This is a genomic window from Pantoea sp. Fr-CA_6, from assembly GCF_024520895.1.
GTDB classification, from domain to species: Bacteria; Pseudomonadota; Gammaproteobacteria; order Enterobacterales; family Enterobacteriaceae; genus Pantoea; species Pantoea agglomerans.
The window spans coordinates 40,512-56,193 of record NZ_JALNPO010000006.1 but is presented as its reverse complement, the minus strand read 5'-3'; the positions used below and the strand labels follow the sequence as shown (position 1 = coordinate 56,193).

General features: G+C 56.4%; 16 protein-coding genes. 2 read left to right on the top strand and 14 right to left on the bottom strand.

Annotation, left to right across the window (positions count from 1 at the left end; translation table 11 throughout):
• Positions 1-3 precede the first annotated feature (3 nt).
• The 11 genes from NR201_RS12570 to pmbA form a co-directional block, all read right to left on the bottom strand.
• Positions 4-1,926 carry a transcription antiterminator gene (locus tag NR201_RS12570; protein WP_061902010.1) on the bottom strand — a complete coding sequence of 641 codons (1,923 nt, stop codon included), beginning with the start codon at positions 1,924-1,926 and terminating at the stop codon, positions 4-6.
• Positions 1,927-2,033: 107 nt separating this feature from the next.
• A complete protein-coding gene (locus NR201_RS12565; protein ID WP_069025419.1) occupies positions 2,034-2,774 on the bottom strand; it encodes a KDGP aldolase family protein in 741 nt (246 codons plus the stop codon).
• Positions 2,771-3,892 carry a DgaE family pyridoxal phosphate-dependent ammonia lyase gene (locus tag NR201_RS12560; RefSeq protein WP_033769812.1) on the bottom strand — a complete coding sequence of 374 codons (1,122 nt, stop codon included), beginning with the start codon at positions 3,890-3,892 and terminating at the stop codon, positions 2,771-2,773. Before NR201_RS12560 ends, NR201_RS12565 begins: the two co-directional genes overlap by 4 nt.
• A complete protein-coding gene (locus NR201_RS12555; protein WP_256849827.1) occupies positions 3,876-5,006 on the bottom strand; it encodes an amidohydrolase/deacetylase family metallohydrolase in 1,131 nt (376 codons plus the stop codon). The genes NR201_RS12560 and NR201_RS12555 overlap by 17 nt, the downstream gene beginning before the upstream one ends.
• A gap of 43 nt (positions 5,007-5,049) precedes the next feature.
• Entirely contained in the window at positions 5,050-5,691 is a 642-nt protein-coding gene (locus tag NR201_RS12550; RefSeq protein WP_010256482.1) for a DUF4310 family protein, read from the bottom strand.
• Between the two features lie 11 nt (positions 5,692-5,702).
• Positions 5,703-6,479 (bottom strand): DUF4311 domain-containing protein, encoded by a 777-nt coding sequence (locus NR201_RS12545; protein WP_010256480.1) that lies wholly within the window; start codon positions 6,477-6,479, stop codon positions 5,703-5,705.
• A 128-nt stretch (positions 6,480-6,607) separates the two neighbouring features.
• Entirely contained in the window at positions 6,608-6,907 is a 300-nt protein-coding gene (locus NR201_RS12540) for a DUF4312 family protein (RefSeq protein ID WP_159227019.1), read from the bottom strand.
• Positions 6,908-6,909: 2 nt separating this feature from the next.
• Entirely contained in the window at positions 6,910-7,266 is a 357-nt protein-coding gene (locus NR201_RS12535; RefSeq protein WP_010256477.1) for an SFCGS family glycine-rich protein, read from the bottom strand.
• 1 nt (position 7,267) lies between these two features.
• Positions 7,268-7,615: a glycine dehydrogenase gene (locus NR201_RS12530; protein ID WP_022623928.1), complete on the bottom strand. Its 348-nt coding sequence runs from the start codon at positions 7,613-7,615 to the stop codon at positions 7,268-7,270.
• A gap of 295 nt (positions 7,616-7,910) precedes the next feature.
• Positions 7,911-8,297: a cytochrome b562 gene (gene cybC, locus NR201_RS12525; RefSeq protein ID WP_010256473.1), complete on the bottom strand. Its 387-nt coding sequence runs from the start codon at positions 8,295-8,297 to the stop codon at positions 7,911-7,913.
• 63 nt (positions 8,298-8,360) lie between these two features.
• Positions 8,361-9,701 carry a metalloprotease PmbA gene (gene pmbA / locus NR201_RS12520; protein WP_010256470.1) on the bottom strand — a complete coding sequence of 447 codons (1,341 nt, stop codon included), beginning with the start codon at positions 9,699-9,701 and terminating at the stop codon, positions 8,361-8,363.
• A gap of 115 nt (positions 9,702-9,816) precedes the next feature.
• On the opposite strand from pmbA, the gene yjgA reads away from it, so the two are divergent.
• The gene (gene yjgA, locus NR201_RS12515) at positions 9,817-10,362 is read left to right on the top strand and encodes a ribosome biogenesis factor YjgA (protein ID WP_010256467.1); all 546 of its coding nucleotides are present in this window, start codon (positions 9,817-9,819) and stop codon (positions 10,360-10,362) included.
• 40 nt (positions 10,363-10,402) lie between these two features.
• Here the strand turns inward: yjgA and NR201_RS12510 are convergent, their stop codons facing one another.
• Both NR201_RS12510 and mpl read right to left on the bottom strand, forming a co-directional pair.
• Positions 10,403-11,143, bottom strand: a complete 741-nt coding sequence (locus NR201_RS12510; RefSeq protein WP_010256466.1) for an oligogalacturonate-specific porin KdgM family protein — start codon at positions 11,141-11,143, stop codon at positions 10,403-10,405.
• A gap of 352 nt (positions 11,144-11,495) precedes the next feature.
• Positions 11,496-12,848 carry a UDP-N-acetylmuramate:L-alanyl-gamma-D-glutamyl-meso-diaminopimelate ligase gene (gene mpl, locus NR201_RS12505; RefSeq protein ID WP_010256463.1) on the bottom strand — a complete coding sequence of 451 codons (1,353 nt, stop codon included), beginning with the start codon at positions 12,846-12,848 and terminating at the stop codon, positions 11,496-11,498.
• Positions 12,849-13,016: 168 nt separating this feature from the next.
• Between mpl and fbp the strand changes: the two genes are divergently transcribed.
• The gene (gene fbp, locus NR201_RS12500; RefSeq protein WP_010256459.1) at positions 13,017-14,024 is read left to right on the top strand and encodes a class 1 fructose-bisphosphatase; all 1,008 of its coding nucleotides are present in this window, start codon (positions 13,017-13,019) and stop codon (positions 14,022-14,024) included.
• Between the two features lie 63 nt (positions 14,025-14,087).
• On the opposite strand, the gene NR201_RS12495 is transcribed toward fbp, so the two are convergent.
• Entirely contained in the window at positions 14,088-15,647 is a 1,560-nt protein-coding gene (locus NR201_RS12495) for a methyl-accepting chemotaxis protein (RefSeq protein WP_010256457.1), read from the bottom strand.
• Positions 15,648-15,682 lie beyond the last annotated feature (35 nt).

Genomic DNA, 15,682 nt, shown 5'->3' with positions numbered 1-15,682 from the left:
GATTCAGGGCGAGGGCCAGGAGCGGCTCAGGCAATCCATCGCCACTGCCCTGAAGCGGGTGAAATCGGTGCTATCCCGCAGGCGGGTCATCGCCCTTTCACGCAGGAACGTCACAAACAGATCGTATATCGCCATCGCCTCTTCATATTCACTTTTGCTGATCGCCAGCAGGAAAATGACATAGGCGGTATCGTCTCCCCAGGCAATGCCGTGCGGCGCCAGCACGGTGTAAACCACGGTTTTCTTTGCCAGCAGCCCCAGCGAGTGCGGCAGCGCAATGCCTTCGCCGAGCATGGTGCTGACAATCGCTTCGCGCTCTTCAACCGACGGATAGAACGCCGCATCCACAAATCCCTCCGCCTCCAGTTGATCGCACAGCTGGCGAAACAGTTCAGACTGGGTCATCGGCCTGTCGACGATATGAAAGTGCTGGGCATCAAAAAATTTCGCCAGCATATAGGGCCGGGTACGGTCCACCAGCACCAGCTTGCCAATCTGTTCCAGCTGAAAACCGGTGGGAAACGGCGACATCACCACCACCGGCTTCTCTTTTTCGCTGAGCCGGATGGTGGAGATAACAAAATCTTCATCGATGCGGTTGCGCGCCTCATACTCGCGCTGGGACAGGCGGGCCGTGACCTGCAACTGCGGATATTTGCGCAGCAGCATCGCCTCAATCATTCGCAGCGTGGAGTTACCGCTGTCGCAGACCAGCAGCACCTGCGGATGACGCTGATAACCGACGTCATAGTGGCGCTCCAGCCCGACACCGATATGCAGCACCAGAAAGCCAATCTCATTCTCGGTGATGACGTAAGGGGTATATTTTCCCCAGCTGGTCACCGCCGCTAAGGTGACATCATAGGCCATGGGATAGTGCTGTTTGATGTTGCTGAGCAGCGGGTTGGGAATATGAATCTGATAGCGCACCCGCGTAATCATGGTTTTGATGTGGGTGAGCAGGTCAGCACGCAGCTGCTGATCGTTTTGCAGATTGAAGTTGTAATGGGTGTTGATAAAGCTGAGCAGATAATCCACCAGCGCGTCGGCGTCATCAGCATTGATGGCGCTGGGAGCAATCGCCTGAATGCGTCGCGCGGCGATATTGACCCGCAGCCAGTTCTCTTCCGCCGGTGAAATCGGTTTGCTGACCAGCGGACGCATCAGATTAATCAGGTGATGGGCCGCTTCACGCACCTCATCACCAATCTCCTCTGCACCCGGATCGTTAAGCGGATAGCCTTCACTGATGCGCCGCACCGCCACGGCGCAGTAAAGCCGCAGATAGCGTTCACCCTCATCGCTGAGCCGAATGTTGTGCTGAGCAAAACAGCTTTGCAGCAGCGGGCGCAGCGTCTCCAGCATGCCGCTGTTCAGCGCTTCGATAGTGAGCAGCGGGCTCTCGGGCTGCGCCTGATCAATTTGCCATAACAGGTCGGTCAGGCAGGTACGAATTGCCACTTCGCTGCCAAACAGCTTCATGCCGTAGTGGGGCTTGCTCTCAATGGTGAGGTGATAGCGCCCCAGCCATTCGCGCACCTCCGCCATATCATTCTGCAGGGTGGCGCGGCTGACAAACCACTCTTCTGCCAGCTCTTCAAGTTTCAGGGAATAGGCGGCGGTAAGAAAGCGGGTCAGCAGGTAGCGAACCCGATCCGGCGAGGTGCGCGGCACCCGTAGCGGCGACGCGGTATGCTGTTGCAGATGCTGAAAGCGCTGAGCATCCTCAATCTTCAGCTGATAGCCCGCGCCGCGATTGAGGACAAACTGCGCGCCATGTTCTGCCAGCAGCGCATTCAGCGCCGTGATATCGGTACGCACGGTGCGTGTCGAGACGGCGAAACGCCGCGCCAGCTCATCCTGAGGCAGCGTTTCGTTTTGCATGGCATCGAACAGTTGCGCAAGGCGCTGATTGGGAAATCTCACAAGCGTTACCTGTTTGCAGACAGAAATAGGGAACATCAGCCTACGGAGATCGTCTCGCAACGTCCATGCTGCGCGATCTGCCTGTTGCAGGCAGATCGTGTTGATCTCTAAGCCAGCAGCGTTTTACAGATGGCCAGCAACTGCTTCACATCTTCAACGCGGGTCTCTCCGCTGGCTTTGTCGATGATCGAACTGTAGACGTGCGGGATCACTTTGCTGACGCCCGACTCCAGCGCTATGCGCACGATCTCACCGAAATTTTCCAGATCGATGCCGCCGGTTGGCTCCAGCCAGAAATCCAGTTTTGCACAGGCTTCCGCCACAGCGCGATACTCATCCACCGCCTGCAGACCGCCCATCGGGAAATATTTTACCGAGCTGCCGCCCATATCCTGCAGCATCGCGATCGCCGTTTCGACGGGCACGATCCCGTCACGCTGTTTTGAGCTGCGCGGTCCGGTGGAGATTTTCACCTGACCTGGCGTGCCGGTGGGCGAGATCAGCCCGTTCACTATCGTCTGCGACTGCCCCAGCAGCGCACGGCTGGTGGCGACGCCGGTAAAGACCTGATTCACATGCTGCGGTTGCAGCACTGCCGCGATCTCACTCACCATCTGTGACTGGTTGGGATCGCCCGCACCCAGACCAATCGAGAGCGCATTATCGATCAGCGCGGCATACTCGCGCATATCGGCGATAGCGGCTTCATTGCTGGCGTAGTTTTTCGACAGTACGCCGACCAGCACATGCCCTTCTGCCGCCTGCCAGATAGCGCGTGCATTCTCTTTCGATCCCGCCAGTACGTTAAGGCAGAGACGATCCTGATAGAAATTGGGGGTCAGCGTCATGCGTTTTTCTCTCCGTTTAACAGTGCCTGAATGCGGGTGAAAATAGTGTGCAGTTGATCGGCGCTGACGCTGCGCACGTCCGCCTCAATGATCCCTTCGTTGGCTTTGTAGCCACGAAAGTAGATCGCCACATCGCCGTTTTTCAGCGCCTGCACCAGATCGCCGGTGCGCTGCTGGATCGCGGCTTCGTCGAACTTGATCTCAGCCCGGGCGATGTCGCGTCCGGCTGCGTCCCACACTACCCGGGCCGTCACGCCATTCAGACTGTTGAGCTGTTCAATGAACGGCGTCATTTTTTCCACCATCTGCGCGCCGCTGATTTTTGGCTGCGTCAGATAGTTTTCAATCGCCTGGGTCAGCCCCAGGATCCCCTCTTTGCCCACTTTCATCGCGCGGCCAATGCCGTTGGTCTGGCGTTTGACCCACTCAACGTAGTGGTGTCGGCCAATCACCAGCCCGCTGGTCGGCCCTTCAATCGCTTTTGCTCCGCTGTAGATCACCAGATCGGCACCCGCCTGGTAGTAGCATTGCAGATCCTCTTCTGCCGCCGCATCGACGATCAGCGGGACGCCATGCTGGCGCGCAACGGCTGCGGCCTGCGCCACATCGAGATGGCTCTTCTGCACACAGTGGTGCGATTTTACATAAAGGATCGCCGCGGTCTGTGGGGTGATCGCCGCCGCAAGCTGGGCGGGTGAGCACTCGTTGCTGTAACCCGCTTCCACAAGTTGCCCGCCACCCAGTGCCACCATGCTGCCGACCGGTGCGCCATAGTTCACGTTGTGCCCTTTCGGCACCACAATCTGGTGCGGGACAGTCAGCGGCGCGGCATGCAGGTTATCCACCAGCCAGTCGTTGTCTTTCACAATCACCGCCGCCACGCTCTGGGCGATACCGGCCGAGGCGCAGGAGACCACCAGCGCGTTCTCCACCTTCAGCAGACCGGCGATATAAGCACCGGTCTTATCCACCAGATCTTTCATTTCGAAGTAGTGATCGAGGCCATATTTCACCGTATCGATCACCTCACTCGACGGCGTAGAGACGCCGAGGATCGTCATACGGCCAGAGGCGTTAATCACCGGCTTCAGGCCATACTTTTCATATACCGAGGTCATGCGCTATTCCTTCTTCAGTCGCGATCCACGTACCAGCAACGATGGCCGCCAGCGGGACCAGATGCTTCTCACCTGCGACCTGTTCACCTTCTGAATCGATGAATGGCCGGGTTTCCTCTTTGACGCTAAACACAGTCAGATCGGCGTCGTAGCCGACTTTCAGCTGGCCTTTGCGCTGCAGGCGCAGTCCTGCCGCCGCATTGACCGTTACGCAGTCAATCACCTGCGGCAGGGTCATACCGACACTGAAAAATTTCGACATCACATGCGCCAGGTTGTGAACCGGTCCGGCCAGACGATTGCGGCAGTAAATGTCAGAGCTGATGGTGTCGGGCAGAATGCCCTGCGCAATCGCCGCGCGGGCGACTTCAAAGCTGAAGCTGGCACTGCCGTGGCCGACATCAAGTTTGACGCCACGCGCGATAGCCTGTTTTACCGCCGCTTTGAGTTCGCCCTGCGGCGTCAGGATACGGTTGGGTTTGCCGTTAAAGCAGTGCGTGATGATATCGCCCGTGGTGAGCAGATCCGCAATCTGGTCGAGATTGGGCGGATTATTGCCAATGTGAACCATCAGCGGCAGCCCGCCGGTTTCCTGCTGGATCGCCTTCGCTTTGATCAGCGGCTGCACACCATTCTCGCCCACCACGCTGCTGCTGATGCGCGCCTTGAGGCCGACAATAAAATCGGGCAGCCGCGCCACCGCCTGCTGCACCGCCTCGCCATCTATCTGCGTCATGTCAGCCAGCTCATTCTGGGTGACGATACCGGTGCGGGCGATATTGATCAGCGCATAAACCTGGGTCTGTGCCGCGCGTGTCAGCCGGTAAAAGTCATCAATGTGCTCTGCGCCGGTGCTGCCCGCATCGACAACCGTGGTGACGCCATGCGCAACACCAATCGCATCCGCTTCATCATGATAAATCGGTGATTTGGGATAGCAGTGAACGTGGGAGTCGATCCAGCCTGCGCTGAGGTAGTAACGGCCAGCCAGATCGCGCTCGCGCTGTGCGTTGCCCTGCACCTTGCCTATGGCGGCGATGCGGCCATCCTGCAGGGCAATGTCGACCACCTGCTCATCGCTGAGACGCGCACCGCGAATAATCAAGTCGTACATGGTTTCTCCTTAACGGCAGCCCGCTGCCGGGCTGCCGGTGAGATCAGAGAGCAATCGGAAACAGTGCCCCAAGGATCATCGCGCCGAGGATAGCGCCGCCGGTAATGGGCTTGTTCCAGAGATAGAAGAGCAGCGCGCCCAGCAGCGAACCCAGGCCAATCGGAATGGATGCCGCCATGGCTGACAGGATGATCAGCGGCCCCAGAAAGCGCCCCGAGGCATTACCCGCACCCATCATCACGTCTGCGCCGTAGGTTGAGTCGCTCTGATTGATGGTGAATTTACGCGCCAGAATAATCAGGTAGCCAATCGCCACACCAATCACCAGGCCCGTCGCCAGCGAGGCAGCGAAGTTCGCCACCGGGAAGACAATGCCCGCACCCAGCAGCAGTGCCGGAACGCCCAGCCCGACGCCGGTCTGAATCGCCCCGCCGATATCCAGAATGCCCACCAGCGAGCCTTCGATGATACGGGCGAACAGGAAGCTGGCACCAAAGGCGGCGACCGCGCCGTAGACGCCGGTCTCCATGCCTGCCCGCAGCATCGACACAAACGCCACTTCGTTGAACGCGCCGATGCCATAGAGGTAATACATGTGAGTTCCGGCAAAGACGCCAGAAGAGAGCAGGCCAACAAAGATCGGGAAAGACCAGTCGGCGTACCAGAAGCCTTTATTTTCGTTCATCGCATCGCCTCTTATTTGCCGCTGACTGAGTTATGGATCATGTCGAGCCAGCCGGGAATGCCGAGCTGGAAGGACTGCAGCAGCTTCATATCGAAACCCCGGAAGAAGCCGCTCAGCACAAACAGCAGCACGATGGCGGTCATCATGACTTTGGTGACCCGGTTCCAGCCGCTCTCTTCCACGCCTTTACCGATCAGGATACCCAGCACCAGTCCCGGCACGGCGTTGCCCATGATCAGCTGCGCCAGGCCGCCAAAAATGGTGGCCCAGAAGCCTGACTTTCTGCCCGCGTCGATCGCCGCCAGCCAGAAGATCACCGGCATGACGGTGTTCACCAGCAGGTTAGCGGCGGGCACCAGCACTTTGACTGCCGTGACCTGCAGCGCAGCCGGAACAGCCGAGGCGGTGGAGTTGAGGAAGGCGACCACGATCATGCCGATGATGCCGCAGGCGATGGCCATTTTTTTCGGATCGTGCAGCGTCTCCGCCACATTACGATTCTTCACCATCAAGGCGGCCGCACCCCAGTTTGGAATGATGCGATGATCCACATCCTGAGTGAATGAACCGGCTGCAACCGACGATGCCCAGGCATTGAAAAAGAAGCCAAGACCAAAGGAGAAGTGGGATGCCGGATCGCCCTCGCACGAGTTCAGCTCGCCCAGCGTACGGAAAGCGCCCATGCCCTGAGTGGTTGGCGCGTGGAACATGCGCGCCGCACCCGCACCGACGCCGACCCCTACCAGCCCGCCAATGATCAACGACTTAAACAAAATGATTAAAAACATGTTGTTGTACCTTGTTGTCGTTTTTACCTGCCCAATCGCACGCCGCCGCATCGCCCCTGCCTGATCATCGCGATGTCGCGACAGCAGAGCATCGGGCAAACGGCTGGCTGGCGTTAACAGGCTCTGCTTTACGATGCCGCCGTGAACGCCACCTGTTCGGTGTCGAAAACGGTGACGCTGACGGTGATCTCCAGCGTGACGCTGAAGCTCCGCCGTTGGCGCGCCAGAAAGAAGAAGAGAAACTTCTCGGTTTTGACGCTCTCCTGCGCGCGCAGCACCCGGACATCCTGAGGTTCAATGCGCAGCAGAATTTTTTGCGTCGCGCGCAGAACCTGGTTCTGCACACGACTCAGGGCATCGGCAAAGGCTTTCGCTCTGGTGTCGCCTTTGCCCTCGACCGTCACCTGGGTAACGTATTGTTCTTTCATAATCAGCTGCCGTGCTTCTTGTTCCAGGCCTGCACCAGCCGCTCGCCTAACTCTTCTTTATCCATAAAGCCGAAGCCCAGCACCGTGGCACCTTCATTAATGGCGGTGACGCCTTCGTCGACAGAACGCATGCCATGCTTTGCTTTGTAGCCATATTTGTTCTGAGCGGTGATAGCACCGGCGCCGCCGCTGCCGCAGAACGAGATGCCGAAATCGGCGTTTTCCGCCTTCATCACGTCACCCAGTTTCATGTCAGCGGCGACACCTGGCACCACGACGGCACGGCCACCCGCTTTTTCGATGCCCGCCGCCACTTTCTGTCCTTTACCTAAACGATCACCAATCACTACTGTTACCATCTTATGTTCCTCTCTGGTTGTTTGATCGCGCGACTTCAATATGCACTGACAGCAGCCAGGCCTCTTCGCGGGGCAGATTGCCAAACAGATCGACGACCTGCTGCGCCAGCGCTAACGTTTCCGGCGGAATATCTTCAAACAGCTCCGCTTCCACTTCCGGCAGCGGCTCACCGCTCAGCGAGCGTGACGCCATGGCACCGACATGCGATTGCAGCATCTGCTGCTGAACCGCATTGGGCTGAATACCCTGCTGCTGATAGATCGCAGCAATCTGCGTCATCACGCTGTCAGCCAGCTGTTGCACTTTCTCAGGTGCCGCTTCATACACCGGGACGCCGTTATTACTCACCTTGCTACTCCTGTTAAACCGGATAATTCGCGTTAAAAACAAATTAGCGGTCATCGCCCCGACTGTGGAGAGGCAACATTTCCAGCAGCAAGTGGAAATTGAAGTGAAGGTTGTGCGTCAGATCGCAGGCTGCATGCTTAGTGCGACACGCGTCGCAGAATGCATAATTTGATGGATTTAAACGTGAAAGACGGTGATGTTGTGCGGCGACAAGCCGGACGCGCGGGGGTTCAGGGTGCGGTGATAAGCAGAAGTGATGGTAAAAAACCGCCGGCCTGGCTGGCCGGCGATCTGATTAACGGAATTTCTTATGGTTGGTATTGCGGATGTCGTCGAACTTCGCTGCTTCGCGTTTCGCCCCGTCCACATTGTTGGCTTTCGCCAGCGCGCTGACCACATCGATCTGCGCGATCAGTGAGTCGATACCGGCATGGAAATCTTTCACCTGTGGGCTGTCAGCCGGCTGGCCTTCCAGCTTATCCGGCGTGCCCTGTCGCGCATCCTGTGCCGCGGCACGCATTTTGGTCAGCGCCTGCTGCATCTCCTGGGCATTGTCACTTTTTTTGACGATTTTCAGGTTCGCATTCAGTGTATCCATATCCTGCTCCAGATCCGCCGCATAGAGACTGACGCTGGAGAACAACAGAGAAGCCGACAACATTGCAATCACATGCTTACGCATCATTACTTCCTTTTTATTGTGATGAAAAAAAAGCAGCCAACCGGCTGCTTCAGGAATCCATCTTTATTGTCCCGCTATCTTCATCTCAGGCAGTAACACTGAACCGCACTGGATATTGCTGCGGGTTTCAATATCGTCACCGATGGTCACCATATTGCGCCACATCTCTTTGAGATTTCCGGCGATAGTCACTTCGCTGACCGGGTACTGAATAACGCCATTCTCGACCCAGAACCCGGCCGCACCGCGTGAGTAATCACCGGTAATGGCGCTGACCCCCTGTCCCATCAGTTCGGTCACCACTAACCCGGTGCCCATCTGCTTCAGCAGGTCGTCAAAGCTGTGGCCCTGGCCCGCAATGCGCCAGTTATGAATGCCGCCAGCGTGACCGGTGCTGGTCAGGCCCAGTTTGCGGGCTGAGTAGCTGGTTAACAGCCAGGTCTGCAGCACGCCATCTTTGATGATGTCGCGCGCCTGGGTACGCACCCCTTCGCTGTCGAATGGCGTGGAGGCGAGCCCTTTCAGCAGATGCGGCTGTTCATTGATGGTGAGCCACTCCGGCAGGATCTGCTGACCCATAGAATCCAGCAGGAAGGTCGATTTACGGTAAACGTTGCCGCCGCTGATCGCGCCAACCAGATGACCAAATAAGCCGGTTGCCACTTCTGAGGCGAAAATCACCGGGGCTTTCATGGTCGGAAGTTTACGCGGTGCCAGACGGGAGAGCGTGCGGCGCGCGCACTCTGCACCGACCCACTCCGGGCTCTTCAAATCTTCAAACGCGCGTCCAATGGTGTAGGCGTAGTCGCGCTCCATATTACCATCCTGCTCGGCAATCACGCTGCTGGAGAGCGAGTGACGGCTTGAGCAGTAGCTCTGTAACATACCGTGGCTGTTGCCAAAGACTTTGATGCCGACGTGGCTGTTGAAGCTGCCACCTTCAGTGTTGGTAATACGCTTGTCGGCGCGCAGTGATGCCTGTTCCGCCTGCGCAGCCAGTTCAATGGCGCGGTCAGCATCAATCTCCCACGGATGGTAGAGATCCAGGTCTGGCGCATCATAGGCCAGCAGCTCTGCGTCGGCCGGACCGGCAAAGGGATCGGGCGAGGTATAGCGTGCAATATCAATCGCCGCCTGCACGGTGCGTTTGATCGCGTCCGGGCTGAGGTCGGTCGATGAGGCGCTGCCTTTACGATTCTGATGATAGACAGTGATGCCCAGCGCACCGTCGCTGTTGAATTCGACGTTTTCCACTTCGCCATAGCGGGTGCTGACCCCGATGCCGGTGGTTTTACTGACTGCCACTTCCGCGCTGTCAGTGCTTGCTTTAGCCAGTTCAAGTGCCTGCGCAATGGCCTGCTCCAGTACTTTTCGCTGTTCTGCAACCTGAGTAGATACGTTCATCGACCTGCCGTCTAATCTTATGTGTGAATGATTTGAGTCTATCAGAGTCAGAGAACAATTTCGCAGTCACCCGATAAACTGGTAGGATTAGCCTCTTTTTTTTGGGAGCCCGGAAATGACCAAACAGCCCGATGAGTGGCTCGACGATGTGCCAGATAATGACGAAGAAGAAGATGAAGAGATTATCTGGGTCAGTAAGAGTGAAATTAAACGCGATGCAGAAGAGTTAAAGCGCCTGGGTGCCGAACTGGTTGATCTGGGTAAAAACTCGCTGGATAAAATCCCGCTGGATGAGCGCCTGCGTACCGAAGTTGAACTGGCACAGCGCATCAAGAAAGAGGGTCGCCGCCGTCAGCTGCAGCTGATCGGTAAACTGCTGCGCAGTATTGATGTGGAGCCGATCCGCGTTGCACTGGATAAGCTCAATAATCGCCATAACCAGCAGGTTGCGCTGTTCCATAAACTGGAAATGCTGCGCGATCGTCTGATTGAACAGGGTGATGAAGCGATGGGCGACGTGATTGCGCTTTATCCCGATGCCGATCGTCAGCAGTTACGCAGCATGATCCGTAACGCGCAGAAAGAGAAAGCGGGCAGCAAGCCGCCGAAGTCTGCCCGTCAGATTTTCCAGTATCTGCGCGAACTGGCCGAAGCGAAGTAACGCCATGGCGGGCAGCCTCGCCCGCCTCCCGGCAGCGCATTTATCGATAGATATAGAGAATACCGGTGCGCAACCGCAGCTGGCGTTCGCTCGATGTCGCAGAACGTCCGATATCGCCAAAGGTGACGTAAGGCACCCAGACGCGATCGTTGCCAAGCGCATAATCGAACTGTAACTCCTGTTCGTAATCATCATGTTTATTGGCAAAGAGTTTCGCATCCGCGTGTTTATACACCAGCTTATAGGTGGTGGTCAGCCGATCGCTTTTATTTCGCAGATAGAGATCAAAACGGTTGGCAGTGCGATGCCGGTCAGTATCGCAATAATCAATACCGCCGGTACGGCATTGATCGTCATGCGCATAATCGGTCAGCTCAAGACGATAAAGGCCACCGAGAGACCAGCGATCATTAAATTTATACCAGGGTGCTACACCGAATTTCCATTCAGTGCGCGAGGAGTTAAATTCTGGCTGAATAAAAGGCGACACTGTCCAGTTTCCCCAGTAATACGACTTCAGAAAGGTCACCTCCACTACGTTTAACACGGTGTCGTTATAATATTTGTCTTTTGGATCGGCGCCGCCGGTTTTGAATTTGGTTTCGACCCCGAGAAACATATTGTCCGGCAGCGTGGTGCTCAGACCCAGCTTGTCGTAGTGCGTGCGGTCGCGAAGGCGGTACTCATGCCGGTAATCAACGGTGGCCGTGGCCAGCGCCGCAGCAGAACTGCATAACAACGCGGCGCCCAGCAAAAACGACAATGAATTATTATTTCCCATATGAACATCCTTATTAGTGGTAATCAGAGCAATGAATTATCCGAACTCATTCGTTTAACACAGAGTTAACTTATATTTAAAAACCTCATCAATATAAGATCGCGCATAAAGAGAACCTGTTATTTATTCCTTTAACTTTAACGCGTTAATTATTATTTCTCAGTCACTACAGGGATGATGCTAGAAATAACCGGCGAGAGCGGCCTTTCTGTTTCAGACACTAATAAGAAAAATATGGCAACGGCAGGAAGAGTGAGCAGATCGAATTCAAAAATATGCGGAATTTATTGAGGGAATAATATTTCCGGGGATAATGCTTTTAAAAAAGCGCCCGAAACGGGCGCCTGTGACATTATGCCAGCCTGTCCAGCAGCTTCTGGTGGATGCCACCAAACCCGCCGTTGCTCATGACCAGAATCGTGTCGCCTGGCTGAGCGGCTTTGGCCACCATTTCCACCAGGGTATCGATATCCGCGCTCCAGTGTGCAGGCGGAATGCACGCTTCTGCGACATCAGATACCTGCCACGGAATATGGTGCGGCTGGAACAGAAAGACCTCATCAGCACGCGCCAGCGACGGTGCCAGATCGTTCTTGCTGACGCCCATCTTCATGGTATTAGAGCGTGGCTCCAGCACAGCCAGGATACGCGCTCTGCCGCCAACTTTGCTGCGCAGGGCAGCCAGCGTCGCCAGAATCGCGGTCGGATGGTGGGCGAAGTCATCATAGACTTTGATGCTGTTCACTTCGCCGCGCAGCTCCAGCCGTCGACGCGCATTGATAAAGCTGTTCAGCGCCTGGCCTGCATCTTCCGGCTTCACACCCACATGGCGCGCGGCAGCGATCGCCATCAGCCCGTTGTGCATATTGTGTTCACCCACCAGCGCCCAGTTCACTTCCCCGACTTTTTCGCCGTCGAGCCAGATTTCCCAGTGAGACGCATCGTTGGTGAGCTTCTTCGCCTGCCAGCGCCCGTGCTCGCCGACGTTCTCCTGTTCGCTCCAGCAGCCCATCGCCATCACCTGTTTGAGGTTAGGATCATGTTCCGGCAGCAGGATCTTGCCCTGGCCCGGTACGATCCGCACCAGATGGTGGAACTGCTTCTGGATCGCGCGCAGATCGTCAAAGATATCGGCGTGATCAAACTCAAGATTATTGAGGATCAGCGTACGTGGGCAGTAATGGACAAACTTGGAACGCTTATCGAAAAACGCGCAGTCGTACTCATCCGCCTCAATCACGAAGAATGGACTTTTTCCTAATTTTGCCGAGACATCGAAGTTTCCGGGCACACCACCAATAATAAAGCCTGGCTCAAGGCCGCAGGCCTCGAGAATCCACGCTGCCATGCCGGCTGTGGTGGTTTTGCCGTGGGTTCCCGCGACCGCCAGCACCCAGCGATCGCGCAGCACGAAATCGTGCAGCCACTGCGGGCCAGAGAGGTAAGGAATGTTGCGTTCCAGCACCGCTTCCACGCAAGGATTACCCCGCGTCATCGCGTTGCCGATAATCACCAGATCAGGCACCGGGTCAAGCTGACTGGCGTCGTAACCTTCTGTTAATTCAATACCTTGCTGTTCAAGCAGAGTACTCATAGGTGGGTAAACGTTGGCGTCTGACCCGGTCACCTGATGACCAAGTGAACGGGCCAGCATCGCCAGACCGCCCATAAAAGTGCCACAAATCCCGAGGATGTGAATGCGCATTACGTGATCCATTACTCAAAAGTTCGGCGCACAGTGTAACGCCGCTCGCAGACGGAAGAAACGGATTAGGACTATGGTTTTTGAAGTTCAATCGGCTAAACTGCGTACGCATCCGTTGGCAGACTGTTACGCGTGCTGCCACTCCATCGAAGATTCAGGGAATGTGTTATGAAAACGTTGGGCGAATTTATCGTCGAGAAGCAGCATGACTTTCCGCACGCTACAGGTGAACTGACAGCGCTGATTTCCGCTATTAAGCTGGGTGCCAAAATCATCCACCGCGATATCAACAAAGCCGGTTTAGTGGATATTCTGGGTGCCAGCGGCGTCGAGAATATTCAGGGTGAGCAGCAGATGAAACTTGATCTGTTTGCCAACGAGAAACTGAAGGCAGCACTGAAAGCACGTGGCATCGTCGCCGGTATCGCTTCTGAGGAAGAAGACGAGTTTGTGATCTTTGAAGGTGAAGAAAACGGTAAGTACGTGGTGTTAATGGATCCACTGGATGGTTCTTCTAACATTGACGTTAACGTTTCCGTCGGCACCATTTTCTCTATCTACCGCCGCGTCAGCGAGCCGGGTACGCCGGTTGTTGAAGCGGACTTCATGCAGCCAGGCAACAAGCAGGTCGCTGCCGGTTACGTGGTTTACGGCTCCTCCACCATGATGGTTTATACCACCGGTGCAGGCGTGCATGCGTTTACTTACGATCCGTCTCTGGGTGTGTTCTGCCTCAGTCACGAACGTATGACCTATCCACCAACGGGTTACACCTACTCCATTAACGAAGGTAACTACATTCGTTTCCCGCAGGGTGTGAAGAAATATCTGAAGTTCTGTCAGGAAGAGGATCTGCCAACGCACCGTCCTTATACCTCACGTTACATCGGATCGCTGGTCGCGGATTTTCATCGTAACCTGCTGAAAGGCGGCATCTACCTCTACCCAAGCACCGCCAGCCATCCTCAGGGTAAGCTGCGTCTGCTGTATGAGTGCAACCCGATGGCGTTCCTGGCAGAGCAGGCGGGCGGTAAAGCCAGCGACGGTCAGAAGCGTATTCTGGATATTCCACCGGTCACGCTGCATCAGCGCTGCCCGTTCTACTGCGGTAACGAGGCGATGGTGAACGACGTTGAGCGTTTCCTGGCCGAGTTCCCGGATTGCCGTCAGGGTTAATCCGGCAGGGGTATAAAAAGTCATATAAAAAGCAAGGGCGCGATTTTCGCGCCCTTGCTGTTTTTACGCCGTCTGCAACCTGAACTGCGCCATGGTTGCCTGAAGCTGATCGGACTGCGCTTCCAGCGACTGGGTTGCGGCGGTGGCCTGCTCCACCAGCGCCGCGTTCTGCTGCGCCGCCGCATCCATCTGTGTGACCGCCAGATTAACCTGCTCAATGCCACGGCTCTGTTCGTCGGAGGCCATCGAGATCTCTTTCATCAGTGCCGTTACGCGCATGACCTCACCAGAAATCTCATCCATGGTTTCCCCGGCCCGCGTCGCCATCTCGCTGCCCTCTTTCACCCTCGACTGTGAATCACTAATCAGCGTACGGATCTCTTTGGCCGCGTTAGCGCTGCGCTGTGCCAGCGTGCGCACTTCGTTTGCCACCACCGCAAAGCCACGGCCCTGCTCGCCTGCGCGCGCCGCTTCAACGGCGGCGTTGAGTGCCAGGATATTGGTCTGGAAGGCGATACCATCAATCACGCCAAGAATGTCGCCGATACGATTGGCACTGTCGGTAATCTCATGCATTTTTTCCATCACATAGCAGACCACCTCCGCGCCGCGATCGGCAGTATCAGAGACCGCGTTAGCCAGCTGGTGCGCCTGCTGGGCGTTGCTGGCGTTAAGCCGCACGGTTGCCGTGAGCTGCTCCATGCTGGCGGCCGTCTGCTCCAGCGAGGCGGCGGACTCTTCGGTACGCTGCGACAGATTGACGTTGCCCGCGGCCAGTTCACGACTGCCGATGTCGATCTGCATACTCGCTTCGCGCACCTGACTCACCGAGGTGCGCAACGACTGCTGCATCCCGGCGAGCGCATGATTAAGCCGCCCCAGCTCATTGTTGCCCGACGGTGGCAGCGCCTGCGAGAGGTCGCCCGCCGCGACCTGCTCAAGATGGAGAATGGCCAGGTTCAGCGGCTGCAGCAGCATCCGGCGCAGCAGTTGCCAGGCGAGCACCAGCAGCAGCAGTGTTAATACCACCGCCACGGCGATCAGGATTTTCATTTTGGTTTCGTTGTAGGCCGCCTGCGCCAGCTGGGCCTGGGTGATCTGATCGGCCAGCTGGCTGAAGTCCGTGACGGCCTTGTTGTAGCTGGCTGCCAGCGTCGCCAGGTTGCCTTCCAGCAACTGGTAATACTCGTCGGTATATTGCTTATCCAGGGCGTTCATCATCGGTTTGATGCCCTGGTCGAGATAGGCTTTGTAACTGGCCGAAACTGCATCAGCCAGCTTTTTGCCGTGCGCCGTCACCGTTCCGGCGTCTACAAAGCGCTTCAGGCTTTGCTGTGATGAGACCACATCCGCCTGCGACAGTTTTGTTACTGCCGCCCCCTCTTCCAGTAAACCAATTTCAATTTTACGCACCGCCAGCGCGGCGTTAGCGCGGGCCCGCATCAGATCGGCATTGCTCTGGTAAAGACTGTTCAGCTCGATCCCCTGAATGCGGTTGATCACATCCAGCGAGCGATTCCCTTTGTTAATTGCCACGATACCCATAAAACTCACCGCCAACAGCAGCAGTGTCATAAATGCCAGCAATGCCAGCAACCCCGTGCGAAGTGATAACTGTTTCATCCAGATAGTTTCCGTGTATGTGAAAAGGCAAATTT

What these genes read in the sequence shown, in the direction of transcription:
- NR201_RS12565 (WP_069025419.1), bottom strand. Translation starts at nt 2,774, where the DNA reads ATGACGCTGACCCCCAATTTCTATCAGGATCGTCTCTGCCTTAACGTA.
- NR201_RS12560 (WP_033769812.1), bottom strand. Translation starts at nt 3,892, where the DNA reads ATGACCTCGGTATATGAAAAGTATGGCCTGAAGCCGGTGATTAACGCC.
- NR201_RS12555 (WP_256849827.1), bottom strand. Translation starts at nt 5,006, where the DNA reads ATGTACGACTTGATTATTCGCGGTGCGCGTCTCAGCGATGAGCAGGTG.
- NR201_RS12550 (WP_010256482.1), bottom strand. Translation starts at nt 5,691, where the DNA reads ATGAACGAAAATAAAGGCTTCTGGTACGCCGACTGGTCTTTCCCGATC.
- NR201_RS12545 (WP_010256480.1), bottom strand. Translation starts at nt 6,479, where the DNA reads ATGTTTTTAATCATTTTGTTTAAGTCGTTGATCATTGGCGGGCTGGTA.
- NR201_RS12540 (WP_159227019.1), bottom strand. Translation starts at nt 6,907, where the DNA reads ATGAAAGAACAATACGTTACCCAGGTGACGGTCGAGGGCAAAGGCGAC.
- NR201_RS12535 (WP_010256477.1), bottom strand. Translation starts at nt 7,266, where the DNA reads ATGGTAACAGTAGTGATTGGTGATCGTTTAGGTAAAGGACAGAAAGTG.
- cybC (WP_010256473.1), bottom strand. Translation starts at nt 8,297, where the DNA reads ATGCGTAAGCATGTGATTGCAATGTTGTCGGCTTCTCTGTTGTTCTCC.
- pmbA (WP_010256470.1), bottom strand. Translation starts at nt 9,701, where the DNA reads ATGAACGTATCTACTCAGGTTGCAGAACAGCGAAAAGTACTGGAGCAG.
- yjgA (WP_010256467.1), top strand. Translation starts at nt 9,817, where the DNA reads ATGACCAAACAGCCCGATGAGTGGCTCGACGATGTGCCAGATAATGAC.
- NR201_RS12510 (WP_010256466.1), bottom strand. Translation starts at nt 11,143, where the DNA reads ATGGGAAATAATAATTCATTGTCGTTTTTGCTGGGCGCCGCGTTGTTA.
- mpl (WP_010256463.1), bottom strand. Translation starts at nt 12,848, where the DNA reads ATGCGCATTCACATCCTCGGGATTTGTGGCACTTTTATGGGCGGTCTG.
- fbp (WP_010256459.1), top strand. Translation starts at nt 13,017, where the DNA reads ATGAAAACGTTGGGCGAATTTATCGTCGAGAAGCAGCATGACTTTCCG.
- NR201_RS12495 (WP_010256457.1), bottom strand. Translation starts at nt 15,647, where the DNA reads ATGAAACAGTTATCACTTCGCACGGGGTTGCTGGCATTGCTGGCATTT.